Origin of the sequence: Escherichia sp. E2748, from assembly GCF_005781125.1 — a bacterium.
GTDB lineage: Bacteria > Pseudomonadota > Gammaproteobacteria > Enterobacterales > Enterobacteriaceae > Escherichia.
The window spans coordinates 152,695-176,331 of the sequence record NZ_VATP01000008.1 but is presented as its reverse complement, the minus strand read 5'-3'; the positions used below and the strand labels follow the sequence as shown (position 1 = coordinate 176,331).

The window sequence follows — 23,637 nt, the reverse complement described above, 5'->3', positions numbered from 1 at the left end:
TGCTTACCACGTTGCAATTAACCTGAAGCTAATAAACCGCCGGATAAGCGGCCTGACCTTTCTTGTTGTTACGCTAACTGACAATCAGCAATGGCGTTAAGAACGATATCGTGCGAAACACCGCCGCGAACTTCGCTCTTACCAATTGCCAGCGGAAGAATTAAGCGCATTTCTCCCGCAAGAACTTTCTTGTCACGCAGCATATGCGGTAAATATGCCTGCGCGGACATTTCGCGCGGCCCATTGACCGGTAACCCAGCCCGCGTGAGCAGGGTAATAATACGCTGCGTTTCGGCAGAACTGAACTGCCCGAGACGTTCCGATGTGCGCGCCGCCATTACCATACCCGCAGCAACCGCTTCACCGTGTAGCCAATTACCATAGCCCATTTCAGCTTCAATGGCATGACCAAAGGTATGTCCAAGATTGAGTAAAGCACGTAAGCCAGCTTCACGCTCGTCGGCGGCGACAACTTCTGCTTTCAGCTCACAGCAGCGGCGAATACAGTACGCCATTGCAGGGCCATCCAGACGAAGCAGCGCGTCGAGATTCTCTTCCAGCCAGTGGAAAAACTCGCCGTCAAGAATAATGCCGTATTTGATGACTTCCGCTAGCCCCGAAGCTAACTCACGCTGAGGAAGCGTTTTCAGACAATCGAGATCTACCACCACCGATGCAGGTTGGTAAAACGCGCCAATCATGTTTTTACCGAGGGGATGGTTTACCGCGGTTTTGCCGCCAACGGAGGAGTCAACCTGCGACAATAACGTCGTTGGGACTTGAATGAAGCGAACGCCGCGCTGATAGCTCGCCGCCGCGAAACCGGTAAGATCGCCCACCACGCCGCCGCCAAGTGCAACCAGTGTAGTATCGCGGCCATGCGGCTTTTGCAACAACGCTGTAAAGACGGTGTCGAGTACAGCCAGGCTTTTATACTGCTCGCCGTCAGGGAGGATAACGCTATCGACGTTAACACCCGCCTGTTCAAGTACGCCGCGGACCTTATCGAGATACAGAGGAGCCAGGGTTTCGTTGGTGACCAACATCACCTGCTCGCCCGATTTCAGCGGTAAGAATGAAGCTGGTTCGTTAAACAAACCAGATGCGATGGTAATTGGGTAACTACGTTCCCCGAGAGTGACGACTATCCTCTCCATAACGCGACATCCACCTTAATTACTGTACCCGCAGACGAGTGTATTTAAAGCCAGAATTAGTTGCTTTCCAGCATGTTAATAATCTGGTTTGCGACCACTTTAGCGCTTTGGTCATCAGTACGAATGGTCACGTCGGCAATCTCTTCATACAGCGGATTGCGTTCATTGGCCAACGCTTCCAGAACTTCACGTGGCGGTGTTTCAACGTGCAGCAACGGGCGTTTTTTATCACGCTGCGTGCGTGCAAGTTGCTTTTCGATGGTCGTTTCAAGATAAACGACAACGCCACGAGCGGAAAGACGGTTACGCGTTTCGCGGGATTTCACAGAGCCGCCGCCAGTAGCCAGCACAATACCCTGCTTCTCGGTCAATTCATTGATGACCTTTTCTTCGCGATCGCGGAAGCCTTCTTCGCCTTCTAAATCGAAAACCCAGCCCACATCAGCTCCGGTTCGTTTCTCAATCTCTTGATCGGAATCGTAAAATTCCATATTGAGTTGTTGAGCTAACTGGCGCCCAATAGTGCTTTTTCCGGCACCCATAGGCCCAACCAGAAAGATATTGCGTTTCTCTGCCATTTTTTCGGTACTACTAAGACTATTCGTTAATGATAAACCCGCTTCGCTCAGAGAGCGCAGCAGGACATGAACTGAAACCTCATAAGATATTGCGAGAGTCAGACTGAAAATTATCTCAATACTCCAGCAGGTTTGGCAACTGAATAAATCGCCCATCCCTCTGCATATCTGGTCGCTGCAGGCATGCTGCCTTGCTATCACCGCTTTGGCGATAAATCACCGGGTAAGATTAGCGTAAAAAAGACAGCAAAATGCCGCCTGAATGATAAATCATCATCATAAAACGCAGGCAGCTAAGAGCACCAACTCTCAAATCGGTACTCCTTGTATGCTAAATACCTGCGCGCGTCAAATAGATGAAACACGTTCAACGTAAAAACATCACCGCTTTTGCGGCGGTTTACTCACTGGAAACCAGTCGTGGCGTGATAAACACCACTAACTCACGTCGTTCATCTTCTTTTCCGTCATGACGAAATAATTGCCCGAACCAGGGAATGTCACCCAACAGCGGTACGCTATCCTGACCCGATTTATTTTTACGGGTAAAAATGCCGCCCAGCGCCAACGTTTCTCCGCTTTTGACCTCGACTTGCGTTTCGATCTCCTGCTTGTCAATTGCCAGCACTTCGCCATCGGCTTGTTGAAGGACCTGCCCCGGAACGTTCTGGCTGATGTGTAATTTCAGCCGGATACGACCTTTTTGTAACACCGTGGGCGTGACCTCCATTCCCAGTACCGCCTCTTTAAACTCCACCGATGTTGCACCACTTTCACCACTGGAAACCTGATACGGAATTTCGCTTCCCTGTTTAATGCTGGCTGGCTGGAGATGCGAAGCCAGTAAACGTGGACTGGCGATGATATCCAGTTGCTGTTTCTGTTCTAGTGCGGAAAGCTCCAGATCCAGCAAACGTCCGTTGATCCGCCCAATGTTAAAACCGATATGCGTCGTCGCCGTCGCCACCGCGAGATCGCTACCGAGCGTAGTCACTTGCCCAACGCCGCCAGCTTGTTGCGCATCGGCCAACGTCCATTTCACGCCTAACTCGCGCAGACTTTTTTCATTAATGGTGACAATGTGTGCCGACAGTTCAACCTGGCCTACCGGCAAATCCATTTGCATGACCCACTGTTCCAGTGCAGTTAACGCCGCCTGGTTATCGCGCAGCAAAAGGCGATTAGTGCGTTTATCAACGGTCATGCTGCCTTTGGCGCTAAGTAGCTTCTCCCCCGCTTTCGCCAACTCTCCGGCATCGGCGTATTGCAGGGTAATGCTGCGATTTTCCAGCGGCAGGTTTGCCTGCGCCCGTGCCTTCTCTGCCTCCTGGCGGGCGATATTTTCATTTTGCCAGGCAACGGAATGCACTGAAAGAATATTGCCTTCCTGACGCGTTATCAGCCCGGCGCTTTTCACTACGGTTTGTAGCGCCTGCTTCCAGGGAACATCCGTTAAATGTAGCGATACCGTACCGCTGACGTCTGGCGACACCACCAGGTTTAGCTTCTCCTGTTCGGCCAGCGCCTGCAAAACCTGAGCAACCGGAACGTCATCCACCATCAGCGTGACTTTTTGCGGCTTTGCCGCCTGCACGATGGGCATCATCATCAACAGTAGTGCGGCTATCCATTGCTTCATTTGTATCTCCTTGCCGTTGCCACAACCACTGTGGCGGTTCGCAGTTTGTCCCGGTTCCCAGCGTTAGTGTGTCTGGCGTCAGCTGTAAGATCGTCCAGCCGTTTTCCAGCACATCGTTTTGCTGCACCCGTCGCCATTTCTTTTGCCCATCTTTTATTACGCCGATAACGCGCTCGCCTCTTCCTACCATCCCCTGATAGCGCCACTGGGTAAGTTCGCTAATCCGGCATAGATCTTCCGGTGGTTTAAACGGGTCGCGCATGCCGGTTAATAGCCATAATGCAACACCAGCCAGCAGCCAACGTTTAGCCATCATTCGCCCCCTCTAGTTGGAGCGTGAACAAGAGTTCATCACCTTCCACGCTTAACGAAAAACGACTTACGCTGACGTTGCGCTCTGCCAGTCGTGTAAATGCCGACGGCACCGCTTCCCAGAGCGTTTTCAACGCCAGCTCCCCTCCCTGGGCTGACGGATGCCAGTAAACCAGTTGCGCGCCAGGCAACTGAAAATCCAGCGGCGAAAAGGACAACGTCTTTTCTTCGCGGATGGGTGTGGTGTCTACCAAGCGATGCAGTGCAGCCCACTGCTGGTGATTACTTGCCCGCAGTCGAATTAATGCGTCGCTCTCTTCCTGATGGGCCAATGAAAGAACGATGATTGTGAATAACACCAGCAACCAGACTGCCCAGCCAAACTGACGGGTACGAGGAGATGTGGCAAACCACCAGTCAAAGAGCGAGTTCATCGCTAACCTTCCTTGTTAACTGATACGCAAATTGCCAGCGCCCTTGTGCATCCTGCTGCGTGGCCCCTCGCTGGTTGAGCTGAAAAGAGGCATCCTCACGGAGTGACTTCTCCAACACATTTAGTGCTGTGATGTTCGACGTAAGTCCTTTGACTTCCAGCGTTCCCTGCTGCCAGCTCAGCGTGGTCAGCCAGGCTTTTTCTGGTAAAAGCGTCGCCAGCGCTTCCAGCGCTGGTTGCCAGTCGCGGGTAAATTGTCGCTGACGCTGACGTCGCAAATGCTGTTCGCGTAACTGTTGGCGTTCCAGCAAACGTGGCTTAGTGACCTGTAAGCTACGGGCGAGTTGTTGTTCTCCCTCGAGCAAAATGGCGTCTACGCGTGCTTCGGCGTTATATGCCAGACGCTGCATTAGCGTTATCCCTACGGTCAGCAGCAGAGGGGCAACAAACATCTGCAACCAGAAGCGAAAAAAGGCCGCACGACGTTGCTGTCGCCATGGCAAAAAATTGATTGGTGGGTTCATTAGCGACTCTCCCCAAGCGCCAGCCCCAGCGCAATGGCGAAGTCTCCACCTGGTGGCGGTAGCGGCGGCTGACGAACAGAAACCGCCTCCCAGGGGTCAAATCCGCCTTCGCCGCATATTGCGATACTGTCGGGATCCACGGATAACATCGCTGCAAGGTCATTCGCGCTTGTCATCCCCACCACCAGCTTGCGCCCCCAGCTATAACGCGTCGCCCACAACCACTGTTCGTGATCACACCAGGCCAGACATTGCTTGTGAGGGGGTAAAAAAGGCAAAAACCGTTGTAAAGCGCAGGCATCTGGGGTAATCGCGCTAACGTGAACACGCAATCTTTCTGCCAGGGTAAGTAACGTTGCCAACTCTTTGCTTTGTGCGGCGGTCACGTTATAGGCCGGGCTTAGTGAATCTTCGCTATAATCGAAGCGCAGGGAGTCCGGTTCCATATCCAGCTCGCGTGCCATTGTGCCTGCCAGCCATGCCGTTTGCTCTCGCTCACCGAGAGACATCGCCGGGCGTGGAAATGCCCTCTGTAACGTTCGACCAGCAGGAAATGCCAGCATAATGTGATGTCGATGCGGCAGTTCACGACTCCACGGTAACAACGTTTTTGCCAGCCGCTCTGTATCGAGAATGCGTCCATCTTTGATAATGTCTGTCGCCAGCGGCAAGCGCCACCAACGTTGCAAAAAACATTCTTTTGCACCACGCACGATAGCAACCGCCACCGCTTCTTGCTGTTGTAAATGCAACCCAATTTGCCAGTTCTTAAATGCCATTGTGATGATCTCCTTATCACCCGTCACTCTGACAGGTATATCAATGCGTCTGGCTTGCCTTTATACTACCGCGCGTTTGTTTATAAACTGCCCAAATGAAACCAAATCGGAAATTTCCAGTGAAGTTCGTAAAGTATTTATTGATCCTTGCAGTCTGTTGCATTCTGCTGGGAGCAGGCTCGATTTATGGCCTCTACCGCTACATCGAGCCACAACTGCCGGATGTGGCGACATTAAAAGATGTTCGCCTGCAAATTCCGATGCAGATTTACAGCGCCGATGGCGAGCTAATTGCGCAATATGGTGAAAAACGTCGTATTCCGGTTACGTTGGATCAAATCCCGCCGGAAATGGTGAAAGCCTTTATCGCGACGGAGGACAGCCGCTTTTATGAGCATCACGGCGTTGACCCGGTGGGGATCTTCCGTGCGGCAAGTGTGGCGTTGTTCTCTGGTCACGCGTCACAAGGGGCGAGTACCATTACCCAGCAACTGGCGAGAAACTTCTTCCTCAGTCCGGAACGCACGCTGATGCGTAAGATTAAGGAAGTCTTCCTCGCGATTCGTATTGAACAGTTGCTGACTAAAGACGAGATCCTCGAGCTTTATCTGAACAAGATTTACCTCGGTTACCGCGCCTATGGTGTCGGTGCTGCGGCACAAGTCTATTTCGGTAAAACGGTCGACCAACTGACGCTGAACGAAATGGCGGTGATTGCCGGGCTGCCAAAAGCCCCATCCACTTTCAACCCGCTCTACTCAATGGATCGCGCCGTCGCGCGGCGTAACGTTGTGCTGTCGCGTATGTTGAGCGAAGGGTATATCACCCAGCAGCAATATGATCAGACGCGTAGTGAGCCGATTAACGCCAATTATCACGCGCCGGAAATTGCCTTCTCGGCGCCGTATCTCACCGAAATGGTGCGTCAGGAGATGTATAGCCGTTACGGCGAAAGCGCTTATGAAGACGGTTATCGCATTTACACCACCATTACCCGCAAAGTTCAGCAGGCCGCGCAGCAAGCGGTGCGTAACAACGTGCTGGACTACGACATGCGTCACGGTTATCGCGGCCCGGCTAATGTGCTGTGGAAAGTGGGTGAGACGGCGTGGGACACCAAAAAGATAACCAATACTCTGAAAGCGTTGCCGACTTACGGTCCGCTGCTGCCTGCCGCAGTTACCAGCACCAATCCGCAGGAAGCGACAGCGATGCTGGCTGACGGAACGTCCGTAACGTTGCGTATGGAAGGCGTTCGCTGGGCGCGTCCTTACCGTTCAGACACTCAACAGGGACCAACGCCGCGTAAAGTGACTGATGTGGTGCAAACGGGTCAGCAAATCTGGGTTCGCCAGGTTGGCGATGCCTGGTGGCTGGCGCAGGTGCCAGAGGTGAACTCGGCGCTTGTGTCGATCAATCCGCAAAACGGTGCCGTCATGGCGCTGGTTGGTGGCTTTGACTTCAACCAGAGCAAGTTTAACCGCGCAACTCAGGCGCTGCGCCAGGTGGGTTCGAATATCAAACCGTTCCTCTACACCGCAGCAATGGATAAAGGTCTGACGCTGGCAAGTATGCTGAACGATGTGCCGATTTCCCGCTGGGACGCCGGTGCTGGTTCTGACTGGGAGCCGAAAAACTCACCGCCGCAATATGCCGGTCCAATCCGTTTACGTCAGGGACTGGGTCAGTCGAAGAACGTAGTGATGGTGCGTGCAATGCGGGCTATGGGCGTCGACTACGCTGCAGAGTATCTGCAACGCTTCGGCTTCCCGGCGCAAAACATTGTTCATACCGAATCGCTGGCGCTGGGTTCCGCGTCCTTCACGCCGCTGCAGGTGGCGCGCGGCTATGCAGTAATGGCGAACGGTGGCTTCCTGGTGGATCCGTGGTTTATCAGCAAAATTGAAAACGACCAGGGCGGCGTGATTTTCGAAGCGAAACCGAAAGTAGCTTGCCCGGAATGCGATATCCCGGTGATTTATGGCGATACGCAAAAATCGAACGTGCTGGAAAATAACGACGTTGAAGACGTGGCTATCTCCCGCGAGCAGCAAAATGTTTCGGTGCCGATGCCGCAACTGGAGCAAGCTAATCAGACATTAGTCGCGAAGACCGGCGCGCAGGAGTATGCACCGCACGTTATCAGCACTCCGCTGGCATTCCTGATTAAGAGCGCACTGAACACCAATATCTTTGGTGAACCAGGCTGGCAAGGTACTGGCTGGCGCGCAGGTCGTGATTTGCAACGTCATGATATCGGCGGGAAAACCGGAACCACCAACAGCTCGAAGGATGCATGGTTCTCGGGTTACGGACCAGGCGTAGTAACCTCAGTATGGATTGGCTTTGACGACCACCGTCGTAATCTCGGTCATACCACGGCTTCCGGGGCAATTAAAGATCAGATCTCTGGTTATGAAGGTGGTGCTAAAAGCGCGCAGCCTGCATGGGACGCTTATATGAAAGCCGTTCTGGAAGGCGTACCGGAACAACCGCTGACGCCGCCGCCGGGTATTGTGACGGTGAATATCGATCGCAGCACTGGGCAACTGGCCAGCGGCGGCAACAGCCGCGAAGAGTACTTCATTGAAGGTACACAGCCTACACAGCAGGCGGTGCGCGAGGTGGGAACGACCATTATCGATAATGGTGAGGCACAGGAATTGTTCTGATTAAAAAGGCGCTTCGGCGCCTTTTTAGTTTGCTGGCAAAGTGCGCGTTGTTCATGCCGGATGCGGCATGAACGCCTTAGCCGGCATGCAAAATCTTGAAAACTCAATACATTGCAGGAATCCCGTAGGCCTGATATGTATGACGCATCAGGCAAGATCTACGTATTTACAACCGTCCCTGCCCCTTCAACCACTCACGTACCAGGAACAGCGCGCTGACATTGCGCGCTTCATTGAAGTCAGGATCTTCGAGCAAATCCATCATATGCGCCAGCGGCCAGCGAACCTGCGGTAGCGGCTCTGGCTCATCGCCTTCCAGCGATTCCGGGTAGAGATCTTGCGCCACCACAATATTCATTTTGCTGGAAAAGTAAGACGGCGCCATGCTGAGTTTCTTCAAAAAAGTCAGATCGTTCGCACCAAATCCCACTTCTTCTTTTAGCTCGCGGTTAGCTGCTTCGTAGACGCTTTCACCGGGATCAATCAGCCCTTTCGAAAACCCTAACTCGTAGGATTCAGTTCCCACCGCGTACTCGCGAATCAGGATCAGATGGTCGTCCACAATAGGCACAATCATCACCGCTTCCCTGTTGGTTGGACGCATTCGTTCATAAACACGCCGCACGCCATTGCTGAACTCCAGATCCACGCTTTCGACGGTAAACAGTCGGGAACGGGCTACAGTTTCAACATTCAGAATGGTGGGTTTTTGTAATGATTTTCTCATTGTGGAATCTTTGCAGTGAAATCAGTATTTATTGTGCGATATCGGACACCGTTTCGGCAATGTGAATTGCATGTTATTTACATTTATGCAACCTGATAAATAATCGTTCTCAAATCAAATTAAAAGTCAATAGGTTGAAATAACTCCAGGAATTTGCTGATATTCCGCCCTCAGAGGGTTTGCTATGATCAGCGGTTACTGGGATGCGCTTAATGATGCTCAAGTTCAACTCCACGCTTGCCGATAGCCAACCGCAGAATCCTATATTGTGTCCAGGGTGCGAATAATCACGCCTGACAAATTAAGTAAGATGGGGAAAGCATGAGCACCATTGTGATTTTTTTAGCTGCTTTGCTGGCCTGCTCACTACTTGCGGGATGGCTGATAAAAACCCGCACCAGGCGGCGACAATTGCCCTGGGCTAACGCCTTCGCTGATGCGCAAACGCGCAAACTCACTTCTGAAGAACGTAGCGCCGTTGAAAATTATCTCGAAAGCCTGACGCAGATTTTGCAGGTTCCCGGTCCGACGGGTGCCAGCACGGCGCCTGTCTCTCTGACGCTGAACGCCGAAAGCAATAATGTGATGATGCTGACGCACGCTATCACACGTTATGGCATCTCTACCGACGATCCCAATAAATGGCGCTACTACCTTGACTCGGTAGAAGTCCACCTGCCGCCTTTCTGGGAGCAGTACATCAACGACGAAAACACCGTTGAACTGATTTATACCGACTCACTCCCATTAGTCATTTCACTCAACGGCCATACGCTGCAAGAGTATATGCAGGAGACTCGCGGTTACACGTTACAACCTATTCCATCAACGCAGGCATCGATTCGCGGTGAAGAGAGCGAACAAATTGAGTTGCTCAACATTCGCCAGGAAACGCACGAAGAGTATGCACTTAGCCGCCCACGAGGATTGCGGGAAGCGCTGCTGATTGTCGCCTCATTCCTGATGTTCTATTTCTGCCTGGTGACCCCGGATGTATTTGTCCCGTGGTTGGTTGGCGGCGCGCTGCTGCTGCTGGGCGCGGGCCTGTGGGGATTATATGCGCCACCTGCCAAATCCTCCCTAAGGGAAATCCACTGCCTGCGCGGGACACCGCGTCGCTGGGGGCTGTTTGGTGAAAACTCTCAGGAACAGATTAACAATATTTCGCTTGGTATTATCGATCTGGTCTACCCCGCGCACTGGCAACCTTACATTGCCCAGGATCTCGGACAACAAACCGATATCGATATCTACCTCGACCGCCACGTCGTGCGCCAGGGGCGCTATCTTTCGCTGCATGACGAAGTAAAAAACTTCCCGTTGCAGCACTGGCTACGCAGCACGGTTATCGCAGCCGGTTCGCTGATAGTCTTGTTTATGCTGCTGTTCTGGATCCCACTGGATATGCCGCTGAAATTCACTCTCTCGTGGATGAAAGGCGCGCAGACTATTGAGGCCACCAGTGTTAAACAACTCACGGACGCTGGCGTACGCGTAGGCGATACCTTACGTCTAAGTGGTACAGGCATGTGTAATATCCGCACTTCCGGCACCTGGAGCGCGAAAACCAATTCACCGTTTTTGCCGTTTGACTGCTCGCAAATCATCTGGAATGACGCCCGTTCATTGCCATTACCGGAATCGGAACTGGTTAACAAAGCTACGGCACTGACCGAAGCAGTAAACCGTCAACTGCACCCTAAACCAGAAGATGAATCACGCGTCAGTGCCTCATTACGTTCTGCGATTCAGAAATCCGGCATGGTTTTGCTTGATGACTTTGGCGACATCGTACTGAAGACAGCAGATCTCTGTGCAGCCAAAGATGATTGTGTGCGCTTAAAAAACGCCCTGGTGAATCTTGGCAACAGTAAGGACTGGGACGCACTGGTGAAACGCGCCAACGCAGGAAAACTTGATGGTGTGAATGTATTACTCCGCCCGGTGAGCGCAGAATCGCTGGATAATCTGGTGGCGACTTCCACCGCACCGTTTATCACTCATGAAACGGCGCGAGCGGCACAATCACTGAATAGCCCAGCGCCTGGCGGCTTCCTGATTGTCAGCGACGAAGGCAGCGATTTTGTCGATCAACCGTGGCCAGCAGCCTCACTTTATGACTACCCGGCGCAAGAACAATGGAACGCTTTCCAGAAGCTGGCGCAAATGTTGATGCATACACCGTTTAACGCCGAGGGGATCGTCACCAATATTTTCACCGATGCCAACGGCACGCAGCATATCAGCTTGCACCCTATTCCGGACCGTTCTGGTCTGTGGCGCTATCTCGGCACCACATTACTGCTACTGACGATGTTCGGCTGTGCCATCTATAATGGCGTGCAGGCCTGGCGTCGTTACCAGCGTCATCGCACCCGCATGATGGAGATTAAGGAATATTACGAAAGCTGCCTGAATCCGACGCTGCTCACGTCTTCAGAAAGCCTCATCGAATAACACGTTTGCGCGGCAGGTTATGCTACCCTGTCGCGCAAATTGCTTCACTCTGGAGATTTCCCCCATGCATATCAACATTGCCTGGCAGGACGTAGACACCGTTCTGCTGGATATGGACGGCACGTTGCTCGACCTCGCCTTCGATAACTATTTTTGGCAAAAGCTGGTGCCTGAAACATGGGGCGCGAAAAACGGTGTTACGCCACAGGAAGCAATGGAATATATGCGCCAGCAATATCACGACGTGCAGCATACGCTAAACTGGTACTGTCTTGATTACTGGAGCGAGCAACTGGGTCTGGATATCTGTGCGATGACCACCGAGATGGGGCCGCGTGCTGTGTTGCGTGAAGATACTATTCCGTTTCTCGAAGCGCTGAAAGCCAGCGGCAAGCAGCGTATTTTGCTCACTAACGCCCATCCACATAACCTGGCCGTTAAACTTGAGCATACGGGTCTGGACGCACACCTTGATTTATTACTTTCCACCCACACATTTGGTTATCCGAAAGAGGATCAGCGGTTATGGCATGCGGTGGCCGAAGCTACGGGTCTGAAAGCTGAAAGAACGCTGTTTATTGATGACAGCGAAGCCATTCTCGATGCTGCCGCGCAATTTGGTATTCGTTACTGTCTCGGCGTCACCAACCCTGACTCTGGAATAGCCGAAAAACAGTATGAACGCCATCCGTCACTGAATGACTACCGCCGCCTGATCCCCTCGCTAATGTGAAGGAGACGCCATGAAAGAAAAACCGGCTGTTGAGGTTCGACTGGATAAATGGCTATGGGCCGCCCGTTTTTATAAAACCCGCGCGCTGGCCCGCGAAATGATTGAAGGCGGTAAGGTGCATTACAACGGGCAACGCAGCAAGCCGAGTAAAGTCGTCGAGCTGAATGCCACGCTCACGCTGCGCCAGGGAAATGACGAACGAACGGTGATTGTAAAGGCGATTACTGAACAGCGTCGCCCCGCCAGCGAGGCGGTCTTGTTGTATGAAGAGACTGCGGAAAGTGTAGAGAAACGCGAAAAAATGGCGCTGGCACGTAAACTTAATGCCTTAACCATGCCGCACCCGGACCGGCGCCCGGACAAAAAAGAGCGCCGTGACCTGTTACGATTTAAACACGGCGACAGTGAATAACTGTCACCTGCAAGAGAGATGATTATGCCGCAACATGACCAATTACATCGCTATCTGTTTGAAAACTTTGCCGTTCGCGGCGAACTGGTAACCGTTTCGGAAACCCTGCAACAGATCCTTGAGAATCACGATTATCCGCAGCCGGTGAAAAACGTGCTGGCAGAACTGCTGGTCGCGACCAGCCTGTTGACCGCTACGCTGAAGTTTGATGGTGATATCACCGTACAGCTGCAAGGCGACGGTCCGATGAATCTGGCGGTTATTAACGGTAACAACAAACAGCAGATGCGCGGTGTGGCGCGCGTGCAGGGCGAAATTCCAGAAAATGCCGACCTGAAAACGCTGGTCGGCAATGGTTACGTGGTGATCACCATTACCCCGAGCGAAGGCGAACGCTATCAGGGCGTGGTTGGTCTGGAAGGTGATACCCTGGCGGCTTGCCTGGAAGATTACTTTATGCGTTCTGAACAGCTGCCGACGCGCCTGTTTATTCGCACCGGTGACGTAGGCGGCAAACCGGCTGCGGGCGGTATGTTGTTGCAGGTAATGCCTGCGCAAAATGCCCAGCAAGACGACTTCGACCACCTGGCGACGCTGACCGAAACCATCAAAACTGAAGAGCTGCTGACGTTACCGGCAAACGAAGTTTTGTGGCGCTTATACCACGAAGAAGAGGTGACGGTTTACGATCCGCAGGATGTTGAGTTCAAATGCACCTGCTCGCGTGAACGTTGCGCAGGCGCGCTGAAAACGCTGCCGGATGAAGAAGTTGATAGCATCCTCGCGGAAGAAGGCGAAATTGACATGCATTGTGATTACTGTGGTAACCACTATCTGTTCAATGCAATGGATATTGCTGAGATCCGCAACAATGCGTCTCCGGCAGATCCGCAGGTTCATTAATCGCCATGTCCGGCAGAGATGACTCTGCCGGATATCATGACTAAATTGCCTGATGCGCTGCGCTTATCTGGCCTACGGATTAAATGCAATTTATCGCAGGTAAGATAAGGCGCCGCATCCAAACGCGCTGTCATTAATTCAGATTCAAATCCAGCGTTTCACCATCCACCGTAAGATCGCGCCACACTTTAGGCTTCGTCCCCAGTTTTCCATCCTTCGCCGCTGTGAGTAATTTCTCTTTCGTTATTACACGCGGGAGTGAACTCATCGTAATCTCTTTCCATTCTTTCCCGGCAGGATCAATACCATAGACAATGACTCTTTCATCATTAAAGGCAAACAGGATCCGCTCAGCCCTACCATCACTATTCAGATCTTGCTCTACCAGCACGCAGGCATCTTTTTCAACACATATCATTGCGTTATAGCGATTTTTCATCACTACCGACCAGAATGTCGTATCAGGTTTGCCAGAACCTGGGGCAATAAATACATTATCAGCTAATGCTTTTTCCGATATCTGCTGCTGAAGACGTTGCACTCCATCAAACGCCATCAGCAGACCCCGCCTGCGTTTCGGGTCTTTCATATACTCGACATCGCTTTTCAGCGACTCAAGCGCTGCACGCCCATAGCGACCGCTATGTTCGAGCATGTAGATACTTACCTGGTCTGGCGTGTTCTTGCCACTCTGATAACGCGCCATATGGCTGTTCACGCTAATGCGCATACTGTCCAGCACCGGTGAATTAAGAAGCACCAGTATCACCAGCACCAATAACGAAACCGTAAGGTTCACTTTGCCCTGAAGAACAAGGGGATTTTGCCCTTTACGCCAGGCAATACTGACGAAATACCCCAGCGACCAGACCAGTAACACCACCACCGCCAGTGCGCCGTGCAAGCGTTCGGCAGTCCAGCCGTATTGAGCGACCCGCATCCATATAGCCCAGGCGGCGATCAACACATAGAGCGGCGCCACCAGCAGAGACGTTTTTATCAGGCAACGCAACGGGCCAGTCCAGGGAAGCGATGCTTTTTGCGGATCGCGGACAATGGCCATTAAGAGCAACTGCAAAAAGGCCAGAGTTAAAAGCAGCCCAGCGGCGGAGATGTGGCGGGAAATCGCATTCAAACCAGCAAAGGGCAAAGTGATAATAAACAGCAGCGTCAGCAGTGAAACCAGTGGTAGCAAACCTGTAGCGATTAACGTGAAGAGCTTTTGAATAGAGGCGATTAACCGCGATTGAGTCCGCGCAAGAATGACTGCCAGCGCGGTAACCAGGCCCAGCGTAAGATAAATAAACCAGTCGGTTGAAAAAAAGAGGGTACTGAAAAACGTGATGCCAACAAGTTTAAATAACTCACTCCACAGTAAAAGTACCAGCCATGTCAGACCATTAGTGATCAAAATCACCATCAATATTAGAGCGTTATGCCACGCTGACTGGTAAAAAAAGCTATAGTTCGTTCGCTCTTTTCTGTCGTGTAAATTCAGTTGTATCCAGGGCAATAACAACATCGCCATTAACAGCAGATAACAACCAAATTCCCAGAGTTCCTGGTCCGCTCGCCAGGGACTCATGCCATCAATTTGCCACTTCAGCCAGCCGCTCATCGCCAGGGTGGCAATAAATACCAGCGCCAGCCACCCCCACAAACGCTTCTGTTTGAAGGATTCCACGGTGAATAACAAAACGGATGAAAGCGCCACGGTCGCAGGAATGCCGTAAACAAGCCAGTTGTTATTGTCCACAGCCAGCCAGGTTATCAGAAAATAGCAAACCAGCCCCTGGATTAATCCAGTGGCGACCATTCCCCACCGTGTTGCAGGTGAAATTTCAACGTTATCCATGTTCGTGATCCGGAATCAAAAGGAAGGTTAATTATTGCATTCAGGCAGTACTAATAATTATTTTAAGAAAAATTTACAAAAAATTTTGCGGTGGTGAATCGATACTTTACTGATTGATTTTACATAAATTTCAATCAAGAATGAGATTTAACTCACATTATAATGGCCAATTAAACTAACATTTAACCTTTTAGGAACATTTTCCACACCTGGAATGCTATTTCTGCGATAATAGCAACCGTTTCGTGACAGGAATCACGGAGTTTTTTGTCAAATATGAATTTCTCCAGATGCGTAAATCTATGAGCCTTGTCGCGGTTAACACCCCCAAAAAGACTTTACTATTCAGGCAATACATATTGGCTAAGGAGCAGTGAAATGCGCGTTAACAATGGTTTGACCCCGCAAGAACTCGAGGCTTATGGTATCAGTGACGTACATGATATCGTTTACAACCCAAGCTACGACCTGCTGTATCAGGAAGAGCTCGATCCGAGCCTGACAGGTTATGAGCGCGGGGTGTTAACTAATCTGGGTGCCGTTGCCGTGGATACCGGGATCTTCACCGGGCGTTCACCAAAAGATAAGTATATCGTCCGTGACGATACGACTCGCGATACATTCTGGTGGGCAGACAAAGGCAAAGGTAAGAACGACAACAAACCTCTCTCTCCGGAAACCTGGCAACATCTGAAAGGCCTGGTGACCAAACAGCTTTCCGGCAAACGCCTGTTCGTGGTTGATGCTTTCTGTGGCGCTAACCCGGATACTCGCCTTTCCGTACGTTTCATCACCGAAGTGGCCTGGCAAGCGCATTTCGTCAAGAACATGTTTATTCGCCCGAGTGATGAAGAGCTGGAAGGTTTCAAACCTGACTTTATCGTCATGAACGGCGCGAAGTGCACCAACCCGCAGTGGAAAGAACAGGGTCTGAACTCTGAAAACTTCGTGGCGTTTAACCTCACCGAGCGCATGCAGCTGATTGGTGGCACCTGGTACGGCGGCGAAATGAAGAAAGGGATGTTCTCAATGATGAACTACCTGCTGCCGCTGAAAGGTATCGCTTCTATGCACTGCTCCGCCAACGTTGGCGAGAAAGGCGATGTTGCGGTGTTCTTCGGCCTTTCCGGCACCGGTAAAACCACCCTTTCCACCGACCCGAAACGTCGCCTGATTGGCGATGACGAGCACGGTTGGGACGATGACGGTGTGTTTAACTTCGAAGGCGGCTGCTACGCGAAAACCATTAAACTGTCGAAAGAAGCAGAGCCAGAAATCTATGGCGCTATCCGTCGCGATGCACTGCTGGAAAACGTCACTGTACGTGAAGATGGCACCATCGACTTTGATGATGGTTCAAAAACCGAGAACACCCGCGTTTCTTATCCGATCTATCACATCGATAACATCGTTAAGCCAGTTTCCAAAGCGGGCCACGCGACTAAAGTTATCTTCCTGACCGCAGATGCTTTTGGCGTACTGCCGCCGGTTTCTCGCCTGACTGCCGATCAAACTCAGTACCACTTCCTCTCAGGCTTCACCGCCAAACTGGCTGGTACAGAGCGTGGCATCACCGAACCGACACCAACCTTCTCTGCCTGCTTCGGCGCGGCATTCCTGTCGCTGCACCCAACTCAGTACGCAGAAGTGCTGGTAAAACGTATGCAGGCAGCGGGCGCGCAGGCATATCTGGTTAACACTGGCTGGAACGGCACTGGCAAACGTATCTCCATTAAAGATACCCGCGCCATTATCGACGCCATCCTCAACGGTTCGCTGGATAACGCAGAAACCTTCACTCTGCCGATGTTTAACCTGGCGATCCCGACCGAACTGCCGGGCGTAGACACGAAGATCCTCGATCCGCGTAACACCTACGCTTCTCCGGAACAGTGGCAGGAAAAAGCTGAAACGCTGGCGAAACTGTTTATCGACAACTTCGATAAATACACCGACACCCCAGCGGGTGCCGCGCTGGTAGCGGCTGGTCCGAAGCTGTAATCGGTTAATATTTCACTGACCCCTTATCCAAACGGATAAGGGGTTTTTTTATATCTAATTGGCTACCAATATGTACACGGTACACTTATAATTATCAATAGACCGCAGGATGCACTATGTTCACGTTTATTGAACTACAAGGATTTAGCAAACGCCGCCAGCTATTGTTGCCTGATGATGAGTTCCGGGCTTTTCAGGAACTACTCATTCAAGATCCATCTGCCGGTGACATTATCGCGGGCACAGGCAGTTTCAGAAAAATTCGCTGGAACCGTTCTGGAATGGGGAAACGGGGCGGCATTCGGATAATTTATTACAACGTAACACGCAATGGCCGAATTTATCTGGCATTGATTTATCCTAAAAATGAACAGGATGATTTAACAGAAGAACAAAGAAAGGCATTGAAACTATTGTCCGAAAAGCTGCTTTAATGTTGAAGCTCAACAAATCCCATCACGGCCGCAACGCCAACGGAGGCATTGGAAATAGATGAAAGACGAATTATTTGCTGATCTTCTTGCCAGCGCAGAAGAAATGGTACGCATCGAAAAGGGTGAAAAAACGCCTGAGCCAGAACACGTCCATACTTTTAGCGAAATCGATGTAAAAGCGATCCGTGAAGCAACTGGCTTACGTCAGCAAGATTTCGCTGTCGCCGTGGGGGTGAGTTACGACCTGGTAAAAAGCTGGGAAACCAAACGCCGTCAACCTACCGGAGCACCTCGAAAATTGCTCCTGCTTTTGCAAGCGAATCCTTTCATTATCAATCAATTGAAAACAATCTAAAAACGGGAGGCACCTTCGCCTCCCGTTTATTTACCCTTCTTTTGTCGTGCCCTGCGCCCGCGTTACCGGTAATGGCAGCCAGGCGCGAATGGAAAGCCCGCCCCGCTTGCTGGTGCCAAGCTCCAGCATCCCGTTATGGTTATCCACGATACGCTGCACAATCGCCAGGCCTAGTCCCGTGCCGCTAATGGTGCGCGCACTGTCGCCGCGGACAAAAGGCTGGAACAGATGCTTACGCTGTTCAGGCTCGATACCCGGACCGTCGTCTTCCACCTGGAACCAGGCGCGATTTGGCTCGGTGCCACTGCTGACTTTAATCCAACCATTGCCATAGCGGGCAGCGTTCACCACCATATTCGCCACCGCACGTTTGATTGACAGCGGATGCATTTTCACTTCTATGCAGTCAGGATAAAGCGCGGTATCAATTTCACGCTCATAGCCACTTTCCGCGGCAATCACCTCACCAAGCACCGCATTAAGATCCGCCAGTTCCATTGGCATCTCCTGCCCGGTGCGCAGGTAGTCGATAAACTGCTCAATGATGGCGTTGCACTCTTCGATATCTTTGTTGATCGATTCCGCCAGGTAGCCATCCTGCTCGCTCATCATCTCGGTCGCCAGGCGAATACGCGTCAGTGGCGTGCGCAGGTCATGACTTACCCCTGCCATCAGCAGCGTGCGGTCATCCGCCAGTTGCTTAACACCAGCCGCCATATGGTTGAAGGCTCGGGTAACCGAACGCACCTCCGAAGCGCCATATTCACGCAGCGGCGGCGGAATAATCCCTTTACCGACCTGCAAAGCAGCATGTTCGAGATCGACCAACGGTCGGTTCTGAATACGAATAAACAGCCACGCCCCGCCAATCGCCAACAGCATAATCGCCAGCGTATAGCGGAACAGCGGAGAAAAATCGCCCTGATGAATTTCGGTCAGCGGCACACGTACCCAGATATTGGGCGACAGCCAGGTTTTCAGCCAGACGACAGGCGAGCTTTTGTTAACCTCGACGCGAACTTCCGTCGGACCGCCCAGCTGCTGCGCCATCTGATGGCTTAAGAATTCATAGTGTTGCGCCCAACGCAGCCCGGCCTCTTCGGCAGCTTCGTTGGAATAGAGAGAGATCCCCAGCTCACGGTAGATCTCCCGACGGAAAGCGGGAGGCACAACCAGCTGCGTGCCGTCCTCCAGTTGCAGTTTGTCGGTCATCAACATACGCACTTCGTACGCGAGGACTTTATTAAACTGCTGGAGGCTCGGCAAAATCGCGAAGTTCAGCACCACCAGATAAGTCGTCACCAAGCTGACGAACAGCAAGGTGACGATGAGCAATAACGTGCGGGCAAATGAACTTCGTGGCGAGAAGCGCAATCGCCTCATGCTTTAGAACCGTCCGGCACGAAAACGTAGCCCAGACCCCAAACGGTCTGAATGTAACGCGGATGCGCCGGATCTTCTTCCACCATGCGGCGCAGACGAGAGATCTGCACGTCGATGGAACGTTCCATTGCGGAATATTCACGGCCACGGGCAAGGTTCATCAGCTTATCGCGGGAGAGCGGCTCACGCGGGTGGCTGACCAGCGCCTTCAGAACCGCAAATTCACCGCTGGTCAGCGGCATCGGTTCATCTTCGCGGAACATTTCACGCGTACCCAGGTTAAGTTTGAACTTACCGAAAGCAATCACAGCTTCTTCCTGTGACGGCGCACCCGGCAGTTCATTCGCCTGACGACGCAGCACCGCACGGATGCGGGCCAGCAATTCACGCGGGTTAAATGGTTTTGGAATGTAATCGTCAGCACCAATTTCCAGGCCAACGATACGGTCAACTTCTTCCCCTTTCGCCGTTACCATAATGATCGGCATCGGGTTACTCTGGCTACGAAGACGTCGGCAAATCGACAAACCATCTTCACCAGGTAACATCAAATCCAGTACCATAAGATGGAAAGATTCACGAGTCAGCAGGCGATCCATCTGTTCTGCATTAGCGACGCTTCGAACCTGGAAGCCTTGTTCGGTGAGATAACGCTCCAGCAGCGCACGCAAGCGCATGTCGTCATCGACCACCAGAATCTTGTAGTTCTCTTGCATTGTTTGTACTCCCAAAGGTTCGCAACAATTTGTAAGCGTGTATTCTTAAAAAAGCTCACGTTCGTCACCAGCTAAATCTGGTATGAATTTCAGCCTAAATTGTTACAAAGCATATTAAACAGCGGCTTAAGTATACAATTTATTCAGCGAAACATTATTGATTCTGTTGATATGATCACGTTATACCCAATGTGCGCATTATCAAACAGACAAAGGGAATCAACGAGATGAAAACGCCCCTGGTTACCCGGGAAGGGTATGAAAAACTCAAACAAGAGCTAAATTATCTCTGGCGTGAAGAGCGCCCGGAAGTCACAAAGAAGGTGACCTGGGCCGCAAGTCTGGGCGACCGCAGCGAAAACGCTGACTATCAGTATAATAAAAAGCGCCTGCGTGAAATCGACCGTCGTGTGCGCTATCTCACTAAATGCATGGAAAATCTCAAAATCGTCGATTACTCGCCCCAGCAGGAAGGCAAAGTTTTCTTTGGCGCGTGGGTAGAGATTGAAAACGACGATGGCGTGACTCACCGTTTCCGTATCGTCGGCTACGATGAAATCTTTGGCCGTAAAGATTACATCTCTATCGATTCCCCGATGGCTCGCGCATTGTTGAAAAAAGAGGTGGGCGATTTGGCGGTGGTGAATACCCCTGCCGGGGAAGCGAGCTGGTATGTTAATGCTATCGAGTACGTGAAACCGTAAGGAAGAGTCTTAACCTCCTGCCAATGGCTGGCATTTTGGCCAGCCAGTCCGTATAACTATCCCCTGATTTTTGATCCGAAAAGATGAACTCAAACCATGATGAATGATTCGTTCTGCCGCATTATTGCGGGTGAAATTCAGGCACGCCCGGAACAGGTTGACGCAGCCGTTCGCCTGCTTGACGAAGGGAATACCGTGCCGTTTATCGCACGTTATCGTAAGGAAATCACCGGCGGTCTGGATGACACGCAGCTGCGTAATCTGGAAACGCGTCTGAGCTATCTGCGCGAGCTGGAAGAGAGACGTCAGGCTATTCTCAAGTCCATTTCTGAGCAAGGTAAACTCACCGACGAGCTGGCGAATGCCATCAACGCTACCTTGAGCAAAACCGAACTCGAAGACCTTTACCTGCCCTACAAACCGAAACGTCGTACCCGCGGGCAAATCGCCATTGAAGCAGGGCTTGAGCCGTTGGCTGAACTGCTGTGGAGCGATCCATCACACACGCCAGAAGTCGCCGCTGCACAATATGTTGATGCCGATAAAGGCGTAGCAGATACCAAAGCCGCGCTGGACGGCGCGCGCTATATCCTGATGGAACGCTTTGCCGAAGATGCCGCGCTGCTGGCGAAAGTGCGTGATTATCTGTGGAAGAACGCGCATCTGGTGTCGACCGTAGTGAACGGTAAAGAAGAGGAAGGCGCGAAATTCCGCGACTATTTCGATCATCACGAACCGCTGTCAACGGTGCCTTCTCACCGCGCGCTGGCGATGTTCCGTGGGCGTAACGAAGGTGTACTCCAGCTTTCGCTGAATGCCGATCCGCAGTTCGACGAGCCGCCGAAAGAGAGCTATTGCGAGCAAATCATCATGGATCATCTCGGCCTGCGCCTGAACAATGCCCCGGCGGATAGCTGGCGCAAAGGCGTGGTGAGCTGGACGTGGCGCATCAAGGTGCTGATGCACCTGGAAACAGAACTGATGGGAACCGTGCGCGAACGTGCGGAAGATGAAGCGATTAATGTCTTTGCCCGTAACCTGCACGATCTGCTGATGGCGGCCCCTGCCGGACTGCGTGCGACGATGGGCCTCGATCCGGGTCTGCGTACCGGGGTAAAAGTAGCGGTGGTCGACGCAACGGGCAAACTGGTAGCAACCGATACCATTTATCCGCACACCGGACAGGCCGCAAAGGCGGCGATGACCGTTGCCGCCCTGTGTGAAAAACATAATGTTGAACTGGTAGCGATCGGTAACGGTACGGCTTCCCGCGAAACCGAGCGTTTCTATCTTGATGTCCAGAAGCAGTTCCCGAAGGTTACCGCACAGAAAGTGATCGTCAGCGAAGCTGGCGCGTCGGTTTACTCGGCTTCCGAGCTGGCAGCGCAGGAGTTCCCGGATCTCGACGTTTCTCTGCGTGGCGCAGTATCTATCGCCCGCCGTTTGCAGGATCCGCTGGCGGAGCTGGTGAAAATCGATCCGAAATCTATCGGCGTTGGTCAGTATCAGCATGACGTCAGCCAGACGCAGCTGGCCCGCAAGCTGGATGCAGTAGTAGAAGACTGCGTAAACGCCGTTGGCGTTGATCTGAATACTGCTTCTGTTCCGCTGTTAACTCGCGTGGCGGGCCTGACGCGCATGATGGCGCAAAACATCGTGGCCTGGCGCGATGAAAATGGTCAGTTCCAGAACCGTCAGCAACTGTTAAAAGTGAGCCGTCTGGGGCCGAAAGCCTTCGAACAGTGCGCGGGCTTCTTGCGCATTAACCACGGCGATAACCCGCTGGACGCGTCTACCGTTCACCCGGAAGCCTATCCGGTGGTGGAACGCATTCTGGCAGCAACACAGCAGGCGCTGAAAGATCTGATGGGTAACAGCAGTGAACTGCGTAATCTGAAAGCGTCTGATTTCACCGATGAGAAATTCGGTGTGCCGACGGTAACCGACATCATCAAAGAGCTGGAAAAACCGGGTCGCGATCCGCGTCCGGAATTTAAAACCGCTCAGTTTGCTGATGGCGTCGAAACGATGAACGACCTGCAACCGGGTATGATCCTCGAAGGTGCTGTCACCAACGTCACCAATTTTGGTGCTTTTGTTGATATCGGCGTACATCAGGACGGCCTGGTTCACATCTCTTCTTTGTCGAACAAGTTTGTGGAAGATCCGCATACCGTGGTGAAAGCAGGCGACATTGTGAAGGTGAAAGTGCTGGAAGTGGATCTTCAGCGTAAACGTATCGCCCTGACCATGCGTCTGGACGAGCAGCCTGGCGAAACCAACGCTCGTCGCGGCGGCGGTAACGATCGCCCGCAAAACAACCGCCCGGCAGCCAAACCGCGTGGGCGTGAAGCGCAGCCTGCCGGTAATAGCGCGATGATGGATGCGCTGGCAGCGGCAATGGGCAAAAAGCGTTAAACGCTCCGACTGGCCTACGGTTCGAATTTGCACGAAATCGTAGGCCAGATAAGGCGTTCACGCCGCATCTGGCAACGAACGCCTTGCCTGACATAAAAATGCCGGAGAATATCTCCGGCATTTTTATTCCACAACGAAACTCACACTATATTTCGTTAATATTTATCACAACATTAACAATTGAAACCTTAATAAAACATTAAGCAGCCATAATAATTCGTCCTCCGAATTATATTTTTGCTCCGATATAACCTTGAGCCACATCAACATTCACGCAGATTATTATCTAAACCAACATTCGCACACATTTTAAGTATTGCTGATAGAAACCATTCTCATTATCATTGTACTGTTGATTATTTAATCTCTCCTTCGTTGGCAAATCATCTGGTCCCATGTCGCTGTCAAACGCCCCATGAGGTAGTTATCCAGTTAATGAGAAACA

General features: G+C 51.9%; 21 protein-coding genes. 10 read left to right on the top strand and 11 right to left on the bottom strand.

The window, feature by feature from the left end:
- Nucleotides 1-68: 68 nt before the first annotated feature.
- From aroB to hofM, 7 genes are all read right to left on the bottom strand, one after another.
- Complete coding sequence (gene aroB / locus FEK42_RS09940) at nucleotides 69-1,157, bottom strand: 3-dehydroquinate synthase (RefSeq protein ID WP_130208963.1); 1,089 nt, start codon at nucleotides 1,155-1,157, stop codon at nucleotides 69-71.
- A gap of 56 nt (nucleotides 1,158-1,213) precedes the next feature.
- Nucleotides 1,214-1,735 carry a shikimate kinase AroK gene (aroK, locus tag FEK42_RS09935; protein ID WP_001507994.1) on the bottom strand — a complete coding sequence of 174 codons (522 nt, stop codon included), beginning with the start codon at nucleotides 1,733-1,735 and terminating at the stop codon, nucleotides 1,214-1,216.
- Nucleotides 1,736-2,135: 400 nt separating this feature from the next.
- On the bottom strand, nucleotides 2,136-3,374 hold the full coding sequence (gene hofQ, locus FEK42_RS09930; protein ID WP_130208965.1) for a DNA uptake porin HofQ: 1,239 nt from the start codon (nucleotides 3,372-3,374) through the stop codon (nucleotides 2,136-2,138).
- Nucleotides 3,286-3,690: a DUF2531 family protein gene (locus tag FEK42_RS09925; protein WP_130221396.1), complete on the bottom strand. Its 405-nt coding sequence runs from the start codon at nucleotides 3,688-3,690 to the stop codon at nucleotides 3,286-3,288. The genes hofQ and FEK42_RS09925 overlap by 89 nt, the downstream gene beginning before the upstream one ends.
- Nucleotides 3,680-4,120: a DNA utilization protein HofO gene (locus tag FEK42_RS09920; RefSeq protein WP_135408040.1), complete on the bottom strand. Its 441-nt coding sequence runs from the start codon at nucleotides 4,118-4,120 to the stop codon at nucleotides 3,680-3,682. Before FEK42_RS09920 ends, FEK42_RS09925 begins: the two co-directional genes overlap by 11 nt.
- The gene (locus FEK42_RS09915) at nucleotides 4,104-4,643 is read right to left on the bottom strand and encodes a PilN domain-containing protein (RefSeq protein WP_130258693.1); all 540 of its coding nucleotides are present in this window, start codon (nucleotides 4,641-4,643) and stop codon (nucleotides 4,104-4,106) included. Before FEK42_RS09915 ends, FEK42_RS09920 begins: the two co-directional genes overlap by 17 nt.
- A complete protein-coding gene (hofM, locus tag FEK42_RS09910) occupies nucleotides 4,643-5,422 on the bottom strand; it encodes a DNA utilization protein HofM (RefSeq protein ID WP_130261024.1) in 780 nt (259 codons plus the stop codon). The genes FEK42_RS09915 and hofM overlap by 1 nt, the downstream gene beginning before the upstream one ends.
- Before the next feature lie 119 nt (nucleotides 5,423-5,541).
- Between hofM and mrcA the strand changes: the two genes are divergently transcribed.
- Nucleotides 5,542-8,094 (top strand): peptidoglycan glycosyltransferase/peptidoglycan DD-transpeptidase MrcA, encoded by a 2,553-nt coding sequence (gene mrcA, locus FEK42_RS09905; RefSeq protein ID WP_130208973.1) that lies wholly within the window; start codon nucleotides 5,542-5,544, stop codon nucleotides 8,092-8,094.
- Nucleotides 8,095-8,260: 166 nt separating this feature from the next.
- Here the strand turns inward: mrcA and nudE are convergent, their stop codons facing one another.
- Nucleotides 8,261-8,821 (bottom strand): ADP compounds hydrolase NudE, encoded by a 561-nt coding sequence (gene nudE, locus FEK42_RS09900; RefSeq protein ID WP_126511443.1) that lies wholly within the window; start codon nucleotides 8,819-8,821, stop codon nucleotides 8,261-8,263.
- A gap of 321 nt (nucleotides 8,822-9,142) precedes the next feature.
- On the opposite strand from nudE, the gene igaA reads away from it, so the two are divergent.
- The 4 genes from igaA (at nucleotide 9,143) to hslO (ending at nucleotide 13,326) form a co-directional block, all read left to right on the top strand.
- Nucleotides 9,143-11,278, top strand: a complete 2,136-nt coding sequence (gene igaA, locus FEK42_RS09895) for an intracellular growth attenuator protein IgaA (RefSeq protein WP_138211820.1) — start codon at nucleotides 9,143-9,145, stop codon at nucleotides 11,276-11,278.
- 64 nt (nucleotides 11,279-11,342) lie between these two features.
- Nucleotides 11,343-12,011: a GMP/IMP nucleotidase gene (gene yrfG / locus FEK42_RS09890; RefSeq protein WP_023155832.1), complete on the top strand. Its 669-nt coding sequence runs from the start codon at nucleotides 11,343-11,345 to the stop codon at nucleotides 12,009-12,011.
- 10 nt (nucleotides 12,012-12,021) lie between these two features.
- A complete protein-coding gene (hslR, locus tag FEK42_RS09885) occupies nucleotides 12,022-12,423 on the top strand; it encodes a ribosome-associated heat shock protein Hsp15 (protein WP_000660493.1) in 402 nt (133 codons plus the stop codon).
- A gap of 24 nt (nucleotides 12,424-12,447) precedes the next feature.
- A complete protein-coding gene (gene hslO, locus FEK42_RS09880) occupies nucleotides 12,448-13,326 on the top strand; it encodes an Hsp33 family molecular chaperone HslO (protein ID WP_135493047.1) in 879 nt (292 codons plus the stop codon).
- A gap of 133 nt (nucleotides 13,327-13,459) precedes the next feature.
- Here the strand turns inward: hslO and FEK42_RS09875 are convergent, their stop codons facing one another.
- Nucleotides 13,460-15,181 (bottom strand): DUF4153 domain-containing protein, encoded by a 1,722-nt coding sequence (locus tag FEK42_RS09875; RefSeq protein ID WP_135493048.1) that lies wholly within the window; start codon nucleotides 15,179-15,181, stop codon nucleotides 13,460-13,462.
- Between the two features lie 378 nt (nucleotides 15,182-15,559).
- Here FEK42_RS09875 and pckA point away from each other — a divergent pair, with 378 nt between their 5' ends.
- The 3 genes from pckA (at nucleotide 15,560) to nadS (ending at nucleotide 17,971) form a co-directional block, all read left to right on the top strand.
- Entirely contained in the window at nucleotides 15,560-17,182 is a 1,623-nt protein-coding gene (pckA, locus tag FEK42_RS09870; RefSeq protein WP_130208983.1) for a phosphoenolpyruvate carboxykinase (ATP), read from the top strand.
- Nucleotides 17,183-17,298: 116 nt separating this feature from the next.
- Entirely contained in the window at nucleotides 17,299-17,616 is a 318-nt protein-coding gene (locus FEK42_RS09865) for a type II toxin-antitoxin system RelE/ParE family toxin (RefSeq protein WP_130208985.1), read from the top strand.
- 58 nt (nucleotides 17,617-17,674) lie between these two features.
- Nucleotides 17,675-17,971: a NadS family protein gene (nadS, locus tag FEK42_RS09860; protein WP_130208987.1), complete on the top strand. Its 297-nt coding sequence runs from the start codon at nucleotides 17,675-17,677 to the stop codon at nucleotides 17,969-17,971.
- 30 nt (nucleotides 17,972-18,001) lie between these two features.
- On the opposite strand, the gene envZ is transcribed toward nadS, so the two are convergent.
- Together envZ and ompR are read right to left on the bottom strand one after the other, a co-directional pair.
- A complete protein-coding gene (gene envZ / locus FEK42_RS09855) occupies nucleotides 18,002-19,354 on the bottom strand; it encodes a two-component system sensor histidine kinase EnvZ (RefSeq protein ID WP_138211819.1) in 1,353 nt (450 codons plus the stop codon).
- Entirely contained in the window at nucleotides 19,351-20,070 is a 720-nt protein-coding gene (ompR, locus tag FEK42_RS09850) for a two-component system response regulator OmpR (RefSeq protein ID WP_001157751.1), read from the bottom strand. The genes envZ and ompR overlap by 4 nt, the downstream gene beginning before the upstream one ends.
- 227 nt (nucleotides 20,071-20,297) lie before the next feature.
- Here ompR and greB point away from each other — a divergent pair, with 227 nt between their 5' ends.
- Together greB and FEK42_RS09840 are read left to right on the top strand one after the other, a co-directional pair.
- Entirely contained in the window at nucleotides 20,298-20,774 is a 477-nt protein-coding gene (gene greB, locus FEK42_RS09845) for a transcription elongation factor GreB (RefSeq protein WP_000856744.1), read from the top strand.
- A 96-nt stretch (nucleotides 20,775-20,870) separates the two neighbouring features.
- Nucleotides 20,871-23,192, top strand: coding sequence for a Tex family protein (locus FEK42_RS09840; RefSeq protein WP_135493049.1), 2,322 nt, complete (start codon nucleotides 20,871-20,873; stop codon nucleotides 23,190-23,192).
- Nucleotides 23,193-23,637: the final 445 nt, after the last annotated feature.